The organism is Limosilactobacillus caccae (assembly GCF_900156885.1).
GTDB lineage: Bacteria > Bacillota > Bacilli > Lactobacillales > Lactobacillaceae > Limosilactobacillus > Limosilactobacillus caccae.
Genome location: NZ_FTOY01000011.1, coordinates 719,788 through 734,097, shown reverse-complemented (window position 1 = coordinate 734,097; position 14,310 = coordinate 719,788). Strand labels below are relative to the sequence as shown.

14 protein-coding genes are annotated in these 14,310 nt (G+C 47.8%); all 14 read left to right on the top strand.

Annotation, left to right across the window (positions count from 1 at the left end):
• Positions 1-954, top strand: coding sequence for a methionyl-tRNA formyltransferase (fmt, locus tag CZ502_RS09505; RefSeq protein WP_076461956.1), 954 nt, complete (start codon positions 1-3; stop codon positions 952-954).
• Positions 947-2,293 carry a 16S rRNA (cytosine(967)-C(5))-methyltransferase RsmB gene (gene rsmB, locus CZ502_RS09500; protein WP_076461954.1) on the top strand — a complete coding sequence of 449 codons (1,347 nt, stop codon included), beginning with the start codon at positions 947-949 and terminating at the stop codon, positions 2,291-2,293. The genes fmt and rsmB overlap by 8 nt, the downstream gene beginning before the upstream one ends.
• A gap of 3 nt (positions 2,294-2,296) precedes the next feature.
• A complete protein-coding gene (locus tag CZ502_RS09495; protein WP_076461952.1) occupies positions 2,297-3,037 on the top strand; it encodes a Stp1/IreP family PP2C-type Ser/Thr phosphatase in 741 nt (246 codons plus the stop codon).
• A 3-nt stretch (positions 3,038-3,040) separates the two neighbouring features.
• Complete coding sequence (gene pknB / locus CZ502_RS09490; protein WP_076461950.1) at positions 3,041-4,960, top strand: Stk1 family PASTA domain-containing Ser/Thr kinase; 1,920 nt, start codon at positions 3,041-3,043, stop codon at positions 4,958-4,960.
• Positions 4,961-4,972: 12 nt separating this feature from the next.
• The gene (gene rsgA / locus CZ502_RS09485; RefSeq protein WP_076461948.1) at positions 4,973-5,863 is read left to right on the top strand and encodes a ribosome small subunit-dependent GTPase A; all 891 of its coding nucleotides are present in this window, start codon (positions 4,973-4,975) and stop codon (positions 5,861-5,863) included.
• A 10-nt stretch (positions 5,864-5,873) separates the two neighbouring features.
• A complete protein-coding gene (gene rpe, locus CZ502_RS09480; RefSeq protein WP_076461946.1) occupies positions 5,874-6,527 on the top strand; it encodes a ribulose-phosphate 3-epimerase in 654 nt (217 codons plus the stop codon).
• Between the two features lie 68 nt (positions 6,528-6,595).
• Positions 6,596-7,246, top strand: a complete 651-nt coding sequence (locus CZ502_RS09475; RefSeq protein ID WP_076461944.1) for a thiamine diphosphokinase — start codon at positions 6,596-6,598, stop codon at positions 7,244-7,246.
• A 147-nt stretch (positions 7,247-7,393) separates the two neighbouring features.
• Positions 7,394-7,579, top strand: coding sequence for a 50S ribosomal protein L28 (rpmB, locus tag CZ502_RS09470; protein ID WP_003663833.1), 186 nt, complete (start codon positions 7,394-7,396; stop codon positions 7,577-7,579).
• 221 nt (positions 7,580-7,800) lie between these two features.
• Positions 7,801-8,163: an Asp23/Gls24 family envelope stress response protein gene (locus tag CZ502_RS09465; RefSeq protein ID WP_076461942.1), complete on the top strand. Its 363-nt coding sequence runs from the start codon at positions 7,801-7,803 to the stop codon at positions 8,161-8,163.
• Positions 8,164-8,188: 25 nt separating this feature from the next.
• The gene (locus CZ502_RS09460; RefSeq protein ID WP_076461940.1) at positions 8,189-9,910 is read left to right on the top strand and encodes a DAK2 domain-containing protein; all 1,722 of its coding nucleotides are present in this window, start codon (positions 8,189-8,191) and stop codon (positions 9,908-9,910) included.
• A gap of 105 nt (positions 9,911-10,015) precedes the next feature.
• Positions 10,016-12,052 (top strand): ATP-dependent DNA helicase RecG, encoded by a 2,037-nt coding sequence (gene recG / locus CZ502_RS09455; RefSeq protein ID WP_076461937.1) that lies wholly within the window; start codon positions 10,016-10,018, stop codon positions 12,050-12,052.
• 14 nt (positions 12,053-12,066) lie between these two features.
• Positions 12,067-13,098, top strand: a complete 1,032-nt coding sequence (gene plsX, locus CZ502_RS09450; protein WP_076461935.1) for a phosphate acyltransferase PlsX — start codon at positions 12,067-12,069, stop codon at positions 13,096-13,098.
• A gap of 35 nt (positions 13,099-13,133) precedes the next feature.
• A complete protein-coding gene (gene acpP / locus CZ502_RS09445) occupies positions 13,134-13,388 on the top strand; it encodes an acyl carrier protein (protein WP_076461933.1) in 255 nt (84 codons plus the stop codon).
• A gap of 205 nt (positions 13,389-13,593) precedes the next feature.
• The gene (rnc, locus tag CZ502_RS09440; RefSeq protein ID WP_076461931.1) at positions 13,594-14,295 is read left to right on the top strand and encodes a ribonuclease III; all 702 of its coding nucleotides are present in this window, start codon (positions 13,594-13,596) and stop codon (positions 14,293-14,295) included.
• Positions 14,296-14,310 lie beyond the last annotated feature (15 nt).

The window sequence follows — 14,310 nt, the reverse complement described above, 5'->3', positions numbered from 1 at the left end:
ATGTCAACTTCAATTGTCTTCATGGGAACACCATCATTTGCCGTGCCAATTTTACAGAGCCTGATCGATAGCCCTGATTATGACGTCAAAGCAGTTTTGACCCAGCCGGACCACCATATTGGGCGTAAACGGACCCTCCACGAGTCACCAGTTAAGCAATTAGCGAAGAAGTACGAAATCGAAGTACTCCAGCCGGCCAAGCTTAGCAAGAGTCCTGAGATGGAACGGATCATTGACCTGCAACCGGATTTACTGATTACTGCAGCCTATGGGCAGTTCTTGCCAACCAAGCTTCTCGAGGCTGCCCGTATTGCTGCCATTAACGTTCACGGCTCACTACTGCCAAAGTATCGTGGTGGTGCGCCAATCCAGTATTCGATTATCAATGGTGATAAGGAAACTGGGGTTACGATCATGTACATGGTCAAGAAGATGGATGCCGGTGACATCATTGCCCAGCGGTCAATTCCAATTGAGGCTGATGATGATAGTGGAACGATGTTTGATAAGCTCAGCCTGCTTGGCCGGGACTTGCTTCTAGCAACCCTGCCAAAATTGATTAGCGGGGATGTCCAACCAATTGCCCAGGATCCTGAAAAGGTAGTCTTTTCACCAAATATTAGTAGTGAACAAGAACAAATTGACTACCGCTTGCCAGCCCGTTTGATCGATGCTAAGGTGCGTGGCTTACGGCCAGCGCCTCTCGGCAACATGGTCATTGATGGGGTGCGGACTAAGATTTACGATGTCACCCCCCTTGACGAAAAGACCGACCTGGAGCCAGGAAAAGTAGTGCGGGTCACCAAACACCAGCTGGTAATTGCTGCTGGTGACAATACCACTTATCAAATTAACCAGCTAAAGCCTGCGGGGAAGAAGATGATGGAGATCACCCCTTACCTTAACGGCCACCAAGGAATCAGTGAGGGAGGTCAAATCGTAACTGATGACTAAGAAGTTTACCCCAACAAATGCCCGGGAGCTTGCCCTGGTTGCCCTTGAACAAGTTGAGCAGAGTGGGGCGTATTCAAACCTCCAGTTAGACCAGCTCCTAAAGAAATACCCACTTGCTGATAAGGACCGCCGCCTTGCCACGAACATCACTTATGGTGTCTTGCAACATAAGCTGACGCTTGAATACTGGCTGGCCGCGGTTACTAACGGTAAGCGCCTAGATTCCTGGGTCAAGGTATTGCTCTTGTCAGCAATTTATCAATACCACTACCTTGAACGGGTTCCTGACTGGGCGGTTACAAATGAGAGTATTGAAATTGCGAAGCACCGTGGTAATCCCGGAATTCGGAAGTTTGTGACTGGTGTCTTGCACGCAATCTTGCGGCAGGGCCTAACTGACTTGCAAGATATTACCGATCCGGTGGAACGGTTGAGCATTCAGGCGAGTGTGCCAGTATGGTTAGTGGAAGAATTGGTTGCTGAATATGGCAAGGAGAAAGCCACAGCAGTTCTTAGAACCATTAATGAGCCTGCCCATCAAGTCGTACGGATTAACCGGGCCAAGACCACGATGACAGAGGTTCAGCAGGCATTAACAGCAGAGGGAATCCAGTTTAGTGAAAGTGCAGTAGCAGAAGACGCCCTTGTCATTAGCAAGGGGGAGGTGGTTACTTCAGCGCTATTTAAGGAAGGTTTGATTACCATCCAGGATGAGAGTGCGATGCTAGCGGTTGAGAGCATGGCAGTTTCGCCTAATGACCGGGTGCTGGACGCATGTGCAGCGCCTGGTGGTAAAACAGTCCAGATTGCCGCCAAACTTACGGGAGATGGTCATGTTGACGCCCTCGACATTCACCCTCACAAGGTTCGGTTGATAGAAAAGAATGCCAACCGGTTAGGACTTGCTGACCGAGTGACTGCCCATGCGCTTGATGCCCGCAAAGTAGCTGCTGCGTTTAGCGATGAAACTTTTGACAAGATTTTAGTTGACGCCCCCTGCAGTGGGATTGGGCTGATGCGGCGGAAGCCAGAAATTCGCTATACCAAGACCAAGGAAGATAGTGCCCATTTGCACCAAATCCAGCTAGCAATTTTAAATGCAGTTGCCCCCAAACTGAAAAAAGGCGGTATAATCACATATAGTACGTGTACGATCCTTAAGCAGGAAAATGAGGAGACGGTAACGGCCTTTTTAGCGGCCCATCCAGAATTTAGCCTGGTTAAAACACAGACGGCACGGAAGATTAAAGACGAGCGTCACTCACCAACTTTAACCATTTTGCCGAGTGACTTTGACTCTGACGGCTTCTTTATTAGTAGCCTCAAGAAGGGAAAATAATCCATGAAAGTTGCTTATCAAACGGACATCGGTCACCAGCGAAAACAAAACCAGGACCGCGTGAACGTATTTACAAATGACCGTGGCAACCAGCTATTAGTTATTGCTGACGGGATTGGTGGTAATCGCAGTGGCGACGTTGCTGCCGAATATACTGTGACGACTCTTGGAAAACAATTTAAAAAGAAACCACCGTTAACGCCGTTAGAGGCAATTCGGTGGTTTGCTCGTGAAACGCAAATTGTTAATGATCAAATTGTCAAAAAATCAAAGAAAAAAGTAAAGCTCAGGGGAATGGGCACCACGATGGTAGCTGCAATTGTGTTCGACAGTGAAATTGTTGTTGCCAACATCGGTGATAGCCGGGGTTACATCCTGCACCAGCAGATGCTGACACAAATCACGATTGACCACTCCCTCGTAAATGAGTTAGTTAAGACCGGTGATATATCGGAAGAAGAGGCCTTAAAGCTGCCACAAAGTAACATTATTACCCGGGCGATCGGTATTTCTAGTGATGCCCGGGTCGAAGTCAACCGGTTTAACTTAAACCAGGGTGACATTCTTTTGATGTGCACCGATGGCTTATTTAAGACGGTCGACCGTCAAGCGATTATTGCGGTTTTGGTGGACGAGACGCCGCTGACTGACAAGTGTAATAAGCTTATCAAGATGGCTAATAAGGCTGGTGGCCCTGATAATATCACCGTGTTAATCGGGATTAACAATGACCAGGAGGGTTAGTAGATGAATCCTGGATATGAGATTGGTCACCGTTATCGGATAATTCGTTCTCTTGGTGAAGGTGGGATGGCAAATGTTTACCTGGCTCATGATACGGTTCTTGACCGTGATGTGTCAGTGAAGCTATTACGGCTTGACCTGCGGGATGACCCCAATACCAAGAGGCGCTTTCACCGTGAGGCAATGGCGGCAACGCAGCTGAATGATCCCCACATTGTTGGTATTTATGATGTTGGTGAGGATCACGGTTTGCAATACATGGTGATGCAATACGTGAAGGGGACGGATCTGAAAGCATACATTAAGAAAAACTTTCCTATCTCGCTTCCCCAAGTAGTCGATATTATGACGCAGGTATTAGCAGCCGTTGGCACCGCTCACGCCCACGGAATTATCCACCGGGACCTTAAACCACAAAATATATTAATTGATGAAAATAAAAATATAAAAATTACTGACTTTGGAATTGCCGTTGCGGTTTCACAAGACTCACTGACCCAGACGAATACTTTGATGGGGTCTGTTCACTACCTTTCGCCGGAGCAAGCGCGGGGGAGCATTGCGACCAAGCAGTCGGATATTTACTCGCTGGGAATTATTTTATATGAGTTATTGACCGGGAAGGTTCCCTTTGAAGGGGAGACGGCTGTTTCGATTGCCCTCAAGCACTTCCGCGAAGAGGTGCCGTCAGTAAGACAGCAAAATGAGAAAATTCCGCAGTCGTTGGAAAATGTAATTATCAAGGCAACCGCTAAGGCGCCGGCAGACCGCTATTCGTCAGTCGACGAGATGGCGGCTGACCTTAAGACGGCCCTCAACCCGGTGCGGGCAAATGAGCCGCGGGTTGAAATTCACCATGATGACAATGGTGAGACCAAGGTCCTTGATATTAAGCACCTTAAAGACACTTTACAGCAAGGCCCAGGTGAAGATGAGGAAGAAAAACCAGCGAAGGAAAAGGGAAAGCCAACGAAAAAAACGTCACGCTGGCGGAAATACCTAGCGGTCAGCTCGTTGGTCGTGGTCCTTATTATTGGTGCTTTTGCTTGCTGGTGGTTCTTAATGCGGCAAGTGATCACGCCTGATGTGGAGGGGTTGACCCCTGTTCAAGCAGAGCGTAGTCTCCGCAGACATAATCTCCGCCTTGGCAACATTACCCGGGTAAATAGTCGAACAGTGGCGAAGAACCGCATTGTGGAGACAAAGCCGGATGTTAACCATAAGGCCCGGGTAAATAGCTCGGTCGATGTTGTGCTAAGTGCCGGGGTGAAGCAATGGAAGATGGGTAACTATGTCGGTGATGATTATGCACCAGTTGCCCGGTCACTGCGCAATAAGGGATTCCAAGTTCACCATGAAAAGGTTTATTCGGACCACGTTGGCAAGGGCGAAATCATGCGGCAAAACCACAAGAAGGGAACCATCGTTAAACCGGCAGATAACACGATTGTCTTTCGGGTTAGTGCCGGTAAAAAGCCGATCAAGGTTCCTGACTTTAAGAACCAGGACATTAGTGCGGTTCAACAGTTTGCTAATGAAAATAAGCTCCAGCTGACGACGCAGGAAAAGCGGTCCAAGACAATTGCGACGAATCACGTTGTTAGCCAAACGCCGCGGCCTGGTTCCGTCTTAAACCACGGTGATACGTTGACAGTCGCAATTGCCAATTCTGGCAACCAAACTAAGACAACCAATATTCAAATTAATATTCCATTTGATGGTAATGGTGGTCAACGGGAAAACCGGGTGCAGGTTTATATCAAAGACGCCAACCATAACTTAACGATGGAGTATCAAGATATCACGATCAATCAGGAAACAACGATTAATGTGCCGTTTACCCTGAAGCGCGGCCAGATGGGTGCGTACCGGGTTGTTCGCAACGGGCGGACGATTATGAGTGCAACAAACATTACAGGCTAATGGAGGTGCCATTTGAAAACAGGAACAATTCAACAATCACTAAGTGGCTTTTATGATGTTTATTCTGACGGGAAGATTTATCGTACCCGGGGACGGGGGAACTTCCGGCAGAAAAAGATCAAGCCGGTCGTTGGTGACCACGTCGAGTTTAGTGCGGAAAACCAGCAGGAAGGATACCTACTGAAGATCTTGCCACGGGAAAACCAGCTGGTGCGGCCACCAGTTGCCAATGTCGATATGGCGGTAGTGGTAACATCTGCTAAGGAACCAGCATTTTCTGCCAACTTGCTTGACCGCCAGTTGATTGCTTTAGCAGCGCAACAAATCACGCCGGTAATCTTCTTCTCAAAGACAGACCTCCTTACAGATGCGGAGGACGAAAACTTGCGTCCTGTGATTGACGGCTACCGAAAAATTGGCTACCATGTTTTAGCGAACCAGGACCCCTTCGCCCAGCAACAGCTTGCTGAATTGATGACCCTATTAAAGGGACAGATTGTCACAATGATGGGGCAGACTGGGGCTGGTAAGTCAACTTTACTTAACCACCTAGCTCCGCAGCTAGAATTAGCGACGGGTGAAATCTCCCAAGCACTGCAACGGGGCCGGCACACGACGAGAAAAGTTAGCCTGCTCGACGTAAATGGCGCATTGATTGCGGATACTCCTGGTTTTTCATCCTACGAGACCTTTAACATGACGGTAAATGAGCTGCCGGCCCTCTTTCCAGAGATGGCTGATTTAGCACCGCAATGCAAATTCCGCGGGTGCTTGCACCTAAAAGAACCACATTGCGCTGTTAAGGATGCGGTAAACAATGGTATAATCATGGAGAGTCGGTATGATGATTATGTTCAATTCCATGAGTTGATTGCTAATCAGAAACCAAATTATAAGAAATGAGGGAATAAGAATGATTAAAGTTGCACCATCAATCTTAAGTGCAGATTACGTAAACTTACAACAGGACATCGAAAAGGTTGACAAGGCTGGTGCGCCTTACCTACACATCGATGTGATGGACGGTACCTTTGTGCCAAGTATTTCTTATGGACCAGGTTTTGTGAAGGCCATTCGGCCAATCACTAAGATGGTTCTCGATGTTCACTTGATGGTTCAAAACCCTGAACACATCTTGCCTGCATTTATCGATGCTGGAGCTGACATTATCGGTGTCCAAGTTGAGGCAACCCAACACATTCACCGGGCATTACAGATTATTAAAAACGGTGGGGTTAAGGCCGAAGTTGTAATCAACCCTGGAACCCCAGTGGCAATGATTGAACCAGTTTTACACATGGTTGACCAAGTGTTAGTGATGACTGTTAACCCTGGTTTTGGTGGACAAAAGTTCTTGCCAGAAACGCTTGAAAAGATTGCCCAATTAGATGCCATCAAGAAGGACAAGGGCTACGACTTTGATATCGAAGTTGATGGTGGTGTAAACGACAAGACAGTTGCTGACTGTGCAAAGGCTGGGGCAACGGTTGCCGTTGCTGGTTCATATGTCTTTAACGCTGATGACCCTGCTGAACGGGTTAAGGCCCTTGAAGATGCTACCAAGTAAATAACGATGATAAAAGAGACTGGCAGATCAGCCTCTTTTTACTTTTATCAAGAAGGGAAAGATCCTAAATGCGGGTAAATGTCTTGGTGGGAGGCCCAATTGACCTCTTGCCGTTAGCGATGATAAAAAAACGGCAGGCAGAAGTGTGGATTGGTGTTGACCGGGGGGCGATCACCCTAGTGGAAAATAACATTATTCCCGCGGCAGCAATTGGTGATTTTGATTCAATTAGTAGTAACGCGCTTGCAAGCTTGCAAGATGACCTTCGGCAAGTGGACGTTTACCCCCCGGAAAAGGACTATACTGACACGCAGCTTGGGGTTAAACTGGCGATTAACAAGTACCAGCCTGAGCAAATTGATGTTTTTGGGGCGACCGGTGGGCGGCTTGACCACCTTCTGGCAAATATTTTCTTGCCACTACAAAAGGAGTTCATCGCTTATTTACCGAAGATCAGACTAATTGACGTACAAAATACGGTCAGTTATTATCTGCCAGGCAGTTATACGGTCGACCACGAAGCAGGGAAAAAGTACTTGGCATTTGTCAATCTAACCCCGGTCAAGGGGCTGACCCTGGTGGATGAGAAATACCCATTAACGGACTGGGATGGTGATATTCCGTTTTCGTGGACAAGCAATGAATTTACGGCGCCCCAAAACCACTTTACCTTTGAACAGGGAGTAGTTGCCGTCATTCAGTGTGCTGACCGTCTTTAACTGGTCAGGCAAAATGACAGAAATTACTGTCAAGGAAAATTACTTGAAAGAAAACTATTGCATTGTGCCGGTCCCTATGGTAGATTAATTAGGTGAGTTACATCGCAGTTTTGCGTAAACGAAAAAATAAAGAGGAGGGTACCACCAATGGCTAAAGATTTTATCAACGGTAAACGGACGCAATTTGGTAACAAGCGTTCTCACGCCCTTAACTCAAGTCGGCGTAGCTGGAAGCCTAACTTGCAAAAGGTAACCATTTTAGTAAATGGTAAGCCTAAGAAGGTATACGTTTCAGCACGTACTTTGAAGTCAGGTAAAGTGACTCGGGTTTAATTCATAAAAAATGATGCCGTCCAGCTGGGCGGCTTATTTTTTATTCTTAAATGATTAACCCCGTTAACTAAATGGAAAAATCTCGCGGGATTACTTTTTAACTGTTTTATGCTATGGTATGATGGTATTGATTTAAAACTGGTCGGGGAAACCCGTTAGCCAGTTTGGAGATAGGAAGCAGCATTTACTAATGCTGGCAATTTAATAAGGAGGCCATGACGATGGCAGTAAAAATCAAAACTAAGTCAGGGACAATTGACATTGATAACGATGTGATTTCATCAGTTGTTGGTGGCGCTGCGACTGATAACTACGGTGTTATTGGAATGGCAAGTCGGAATCCATTGCGTGACGGGGTAAACCAGATCTTGCGGCGGGAAAACTTCGCCCGGGGCGTTGTTGTCCGTCAGCAAGACAATGGTGTTGCCGTTGACGTTAACATTATCGTCGGCTATGGCACGAAGATCTCTGAAGTATCGAAGAGTGTTCAATCAAAAGTAAAATACAATCTTGAAACAATGCTCGGCATTACGGCAAACTCAGTTAACGTATGTGTTCAGGGTGTCCGGACATTAGAAGACTAAGTGAGCATTGGGGAGGAATTTCGAATTGGCTGTAACAAAAATTACTAATCTTGAATTTGGCAAGATGGTCCAAGCTGCTGCCGACAAGCTCGGTAAGAACGCTGACTTCATTAACTCATTGAACGTTTTCCCGGTTCCAGATGGTGATACCGGGACAAACATGACTTCTTCAATGGCTAGTGGCGCCAAATATGAGCGTAATGAGACGAGCAAGAAGGTTGGCGACTTGAGCGCTGCTTTAGCAAAAGGACTATTGATGGGGGCCCGTGGTAACTCCGGGGTTATCCTTTCCCAGATTTTCCGGGGCTTTGCCAAGGCAACTGCCGGGATGGCTGAACTATCAGCGGCGGACTTTGTCGATGCCTACGCTAATGGTGCCAAGACCGCATACAAGGCAGTGATGAAGCCGACTGAAGGGACAATCTTAACAGTTGTTCGTGAGTCTGCACAAGAAGGGCTGAATAAGCTCAAGGAGACTGATGACCTTGTTGAGATTATGCACGCAATTTACGAAGCCAGTGAAAAAGCGTTGCAAAAGACTCCTGACCTTCTTCCAGTATTGAAGGAAGTCGGTGTCGTTGACTCTGGTGGTCAGGGGTTAGTATTTGTTTTACAAGCCTTTGATGAAGCCCTGAGTGGCCGGGTTGATAAGAGTGAGCAATACAAGCCAGATAATGCCGAGATTGATGAAATGGTTAACGCCATGGACCACCAAAGCGTCCAGGGAAAGTTAAACCCAGAAGATATTAAGTACACTTATTGTACACAGATGTTAGTCCGGCTTGGTAAGGGGAAGCAGGTTACCCAGAAGTTTGATTATGATACCTTCTACAACTACCTTGCTGACCTTGGTGATAGCTTGCTAGTCTTAAATGATGACCAGGTTGTCCGGGTTCACGTTCATACTGAACACCCGGGCAAGGTTTTGAGCTGGGGTCAACAGTTTGGGGACCTGCAGACAATTGAAATTCACAACATGGTTTGGCAACAAGAAGAAATCATGGAACATGATGAAGAAGAAGACAATGCTGGTGAGCCAGCACCGTCACCAATTGAACGGGCAAAGGCTGCCAAGGCTAAGAAAGAAGAACTCAAGACGGCGGTCATTGCCGTTGCTTCCGGTGATGGGATTGCGAAGTTATTGAAGAGCCTTGGTGTTACCCACATTATCAGTGGGGGGCAGACGATGAACCCAAGTACCCAGGATATCGTTGACGCCATTAACGCTAGTGGCGCTAAGCAAGCGCTTGTATTGCCAAACAACGGGAATATCTTCATGACTGCTGACCAGGCAGCCGAAGTAGCGGATATCCCGACGAAGGTTGTTCACAGTAAGACGATTGCCCAGGCGATGAGTGCCTTGCTTGAATACAACCCAGAAGCTTCAATTGACGATAACCAATCCAGCATGGAAGCCAACCTTGATACTGTTGCCAGTGGTGAAGTGACGAATGCTGTTCGCGATACTACCATTGATGGCCGGGAGATTAAGAAAGACGATTACATGGGAATTGTTGACGGCACGATTGTCGACACAGACCCAGATCTGAAGGAAGCAGCCATCAAGATGGTTAAGGCAATGCTGGATGAAGATAGTGAAATTGTCACGATCTTGTATGGTGCAGATGGCGATCAAGCAACTGCAGAAGAGATTAAGAGTGCGGTAGAAGAGATGGATGATGAATTGGAAATTCAGATCTATGATGGTGGTCAGCCAGTTTACCCATACTTGATTTCAGTCGAATAATAAAGAGTTTAATTATTCTTAGCGGGTGGGGTAATGAGCACGTGAGGCTCTACATCCCACTTTTGTTTTGTTCATGAGAAGATCGTAAAGGAAGGAAGTGGTAACGTGAAGAGCCTAACTGATCCGGTGTCAAACCTAAAAGGAGTTGGCCCCAAACGAGTAGCTGACCTTGCTACTTTAGGCATTGATACAATTGCTGATTTGCTGACCTACTATCCGACACGTTACGATGACTTTACACCGACGAATTTGGCAGAAGCAAAGGACAAGCAAAAAATTACGTTGCGGGGGACGGTTGTTTCAGAACCACTGCTGACCCGCTACGGGTACCGCCGCAACCGTCTGAGCTTTCGAATGCAAGTTGGCCGTGATGTGGTGCTGGTGACCTTTTTCAACCAGCCATATGTCCAAAAGAGTTTAACCCTTAATGGCCAGGTAGCGGTAATGGGTAAGTGGGATGCTACCCGCCGCCAGGTGACCGCCAATAAGCTATTGAAAAATACTCCTGACCAGCAAAATGAGTTTGGGGCGGTTTACCCGGTGAATAAGCATATTCGCCAGAGCGTTTTGCGCAGCTTTATCCGCCAAGCCTACGAGGAATACCACAAGATCATCCCGACGTTACTACCGGAAACGTTACGAGAACGCTACCGCTTGCTTGATCGGCGGACAATGATCAAGGAGATCCACTTCCCCAAGGACCAGTCGACCGCCAAGGCCGCCCGTCGAACCGCTGCCTATGAGGAGTTTTTCCTTTTTCAGTTGCGCTTGCAAGCAATTCGCCGGGCTAACCGCCAGCAGGACGGTGAACGAATCCTTTACCATAATGATGAACTTAAGGAGTTTATTAAAACCTTACCCTTTGAGCTGACGACAGCGCAGAAACGGGTTGTTAATGAAATCTGTCGTGATATGCGCCAGCCTTACCAGATGAACCGGCTCTTGCAAGGGGATGTCGGTTCTGGGAAGACGGTTGTTGCTGCAATCGCGGTCTATGCAACAATAACGGCGGGCTTTCAAGCGGCCCTGATGGCCCCAACGGAAATTTTGGCGGCCCAGCATGCTGAAAAACTATCGCGGGTCTTTGAAGACACCCACGTTCACGTCGGCTTATTGACCGGTTCACTTACCGCTAAGCAGCACCGGGAGCTTGTGACCGCGATCAAGCGGGGCGACATCAACCTCGTCGTTGGGACGCATGCCCTAATCCAAGACGATGTTGAATATGCCAACCTCGGCTTAGTCATTACCGATGAGCAGCACCGCTTTGGGGTTAACCAGCGGCAGTTATTGCGGGAAAAGGGTGATCACCCGGATGTTTTAGCCATGACGGCGACCCCGATCCCCCGGACCCTTGCCATCACTAACTATGGTGAAATGGACGTTTCAGTCATTGACCAGCTACCAGCGGGACGAAAACCAATTCAGACCCAGTGGCTCAAGTCCAACCAGCATGCCGAGGCAATTCACTTTTTGCGTGATCAGTTAGCCAGTGGGGCCCAGGCCTATGTGGTCAGTCCCCTGATTGAGGAGTCTGCCGCCCTCGATGTGCAGAACGCGACGGACTTATATAACCAGCTGTCCGCGGACCTCCAACCAGAATACAGGGTTGGCCTTTTGCACGGGCGAATGAGCGGGGACGAAAAGGATGAAACGATGCGCCAATTTAAGGATGGCGAGATCCAGGTCCTGGTGGCAACGACCGTGATTGAGGTGGGGGTTGACAACCCCAATGCGACCGTGATGGTAATCTATGATGCCGACCGGTTTGGCCTCGCCCAGCTCCACCAGCTGCGGGGCCGGGTCGGCCGTGGTGACCGCCAGAGTTACTGCCTCTTGATTGCGGACCCGAAGACCGATGATGGGAAGGCCCGGATGAAGACGATGGTGGCAACGAACGACGGCTTTAAGGTTGCTGAAGAAGACCTGCGCTTGCGGGGGGCCGGTGATGTCCTTGGCAGTAAGCAGTCGGGGATGCCGGAATTTAAAGTCGGTGACCCAGTTGCTGACTTAAAGATGCTCCAAATTGCGCGGGCCGATGCGGGCAGTTTGTTGGCGACCCCCCACTGGGATGAAATTGATGAAAACCAGCCGTTAGTTCTATACTTACAGCGGCATGAATTAGAGACACACTTTGACTAAGGAGGAAGTTGTTAATGAAAATTGCAGTTGACGCAATGGGTGGCGATAATGCCCCTCAAGCAATTATTGAAGGGGTCGAGCAGGCCCGGGACCTCTACCCTGACCTTGAATTTATCCTCTATGGCGATCCCAAAAAGGTCCAGCCATTGATTCAAAATAGTGAGCGCTTGACGATGGTCGAAACCACCGAGGAAATTTCAATGGGTGAAGAACCGGTTCGGGCAATCCGGCGGAAAAAGGATTCTTCGATTGTCCGGGCAGCAAATGCAGTTAAAGAAGGAACGGCGGACGCGTTCTTTTCTGCCGGGAATACCGGCGCAATCCTTGCCGCTGGTCTCTTCATCGTTGGTCGGATCAAGGGAATTGACCGGCCGGGATTAACTAGTGTCTTGCCAATCACTCAGCCGGGAGCAGCCCGCCATAACTTTGTCTACCTTGATAGTGGGGCGAATGCTGAGAGTAAGGAGAGAAACCTTGTTCAGTATGCCTACCTCGGAAAGTTCTATGCAGAAAATGTCTTGGGGGTGGCTAATCCCCGGATTGCCCTCCTCAACAACGGGGCAGAAGAAGACAAGGGTGACACCCTCCACAAGAATGTATGGCAAAAACTCAATGCCGAAGATGACCTTAACTTTATCGGTAACATCGAATCCGGCGACCTCCTTTACGGTAAGGCAGACGTTGTCGTTAGCGACGGTTGGACTGCCAATGCAGCCTTAAAGGCAACAGAGGGCACGGCCAAGATGTTTTTAACTATCATTCGTGATGGAATTTTAAAGGGTGGTTTGCGGGCCAAATTGGGCTACTTATTGCTTAAGCCGGTTTTCCACCAAATTGGGCAAAAGATGAACACCTCAACATACGGTGGTGCGGTTCTGCTTGGACTTAAGGCACCCGTTGTCAAGACCCACGGCGCTTCTGATGCCTTGGCAGTAAAGAATACCATCAGTCAGATTTGGACGATGCTAAACAGTGGGGTCGTGGAAAAGGCCGATGAGTTCTTCAGTCCCGCACAAGATATGGACAATTCTGCGAAAAACGAATAGAATAGTAGCAACTAGTTAAAGAGAGGTTCATAATCATGGCTGATAGTAGAAAGAAAGAAATCTTTAATAAGGTTTCAGAAATCGTAGCAGACCATTTTGATATTGATCGTGCTAAAATTACTGATGATTTAAATTTAAAGACCGACTTAGATGCGGACTCAATTGACTTTGTTGAATTTGTGCTTGAACTTGAAGACACATTTAATGAAGAGATCGACGATGAGGATGCAGAAAAGCTCAGTACAATTGGCGAAGTTGTTGACTACATTGAGCAACACACTGCTGCCTAACTTAACCATGGAATCGCCAGCGGGGAGTACTTTTCCTGCTTGAACTGGCGGTGAAGTTTTTTTACAGCGCAAAGAGACCGGGAAGTTTTCCCGGTCTCTTTGCGTTAATGTCATAAATATCATTAAATTTGACTGCGGAAACGCTTGTTGTCTAGTATAATAGGCGGTAGACATTTTTTATTTTAATACATGAAAGGAATTTTTTATGATCGAAGAATTACAAGACTACCTGGCCAAGGAATTTAATATTCACTTTGATAACCCTGCACTATTAGCAGAAGCATTTACGCAAGCTTCGTATGTTAATGAGCATCCCGAACAAGGGTTGAAGTTCTATGAACGGATTGAATTTCTTGGCGATGCTGTGTTGGAACTGATCGTTTCTGAATATATTTATAAACGTTACCCAGAATTGCCCCAGGGAAAGTTAACCCGCTTGCGGGCAGCGATGGTTTGTGAGGATAGTTTCTCGAAGTTTGCTAAGGAATGTCACTTTGACCAGTACATTCGTCTCGGCCATGGTGAAGAGATGGCCGGTGCGCGCCAACGTCCGGGACTGTTGTGTGACATTTTTGAATCATTCGTCGGGGCCCTATATCTCGACCAGGGCCGTCCGGCAGTGGAAAAATTTGTCCGCCGGGTAATTTTCCCGAAGCTTGACATGGGATGGTTCGACCATGCAGTTGACGCCAAGACTAGTTTGCAGGAATTCTTGCAACGCGATGGCGACGTGGCAATCGAATACCACTTGTTAGCAGAGAGTGGGACGGAAAATGACCCGGTATTTAAGGTCAACGTCACGGCCAATGGTGAAGTGATTGGTGAGGGCAGTGGCTCATCTAAGAAGCATGCCGAGATGCAGGCAGCCCAACAGGCATTGGATCAACTTCGTAGTCAAAATAAATAGTAAGTGGGAATTAAC

What these genes read in the sequence shown, in the direction of transcription:
- fmt (WP_076461956.1), top strand. Translation starts at nt 1, where the DNA reads ATGTCAACTTCAATTGTCTTCATGGGAACACCATCATTTGCCGTGCCA.
- rsmB (WP_076461954.1), top strand. Translation starts at nt 947, where the DNA reads ATGACTAAGAAGTTTACCCCAACAAATGCCCGGGAGCTTGCCCTGGTT.
- CZ502_RS09495 (WP_076461952.1), top strand. Translation starts at nt 2,297, where the DNA reads ATGAAAGTTGCTTATCAAACGGACATCGGTCACCAGCGAAAACAAAAC.
- pknB (WP_076461950.1), top strand. Translation starts at nt 3,041, where the DNA reads ATGAATCCTGGATATGAGATTGGTCACCGTTATCGGATAATTCGTTCT.
- rpe (WP_076461946.1), top strand. Translation starts at nt 5,874, where the DNA reads ATGATTAAAGTTGCACCATCAATCTTAAGTGCAGATTACGTAAACTTA.
- CZ502_RS09475 (WP_076461944.1), top strand. Translation starts at nt 6,596, where the DNA reads ATGCGGGTAAATGTCTTGGTGGGAGGCCCAATTGACCTCTTGCCGTTA.
- rpmB (WP_003663833.1), top strand. Translation starts at nt 7,394, where the DNA reads ATGGCTAAAGATTTTATCAACGGTAAACGGACGCAATTTGGTAACAAG.
- CZ502_RS09465 (WP_076461942.1), top strand. Translation starts at nt 7,801, where the DNA reads ATGGCAGTAAAAATCAAAACTAAGTCAGGGACAATTGACATTGATAAC.
- plsX (WP_076461935.1), top strand. Translation starts at nt 12,067, where the DNA reads ATGAAAATTGCAGTTGACGCAATGGGTGGCGATAATGCCCCTCAAGCA.
- acpP (WP_076461933.1), top strand. Translation starts at nt 13,134, where the DNA reads ATGGCTGATAGTAGAAAGAAAGAAATCTTTAATAAGGTTTCAGAAATC.
- rnc (WP_076461931.1), top strand. Translation starts at nt 13,594, where the DNA reads ATGATCGAAGAATTACAAGACTACCTGGCCAAGGAATTTAATATTCAC.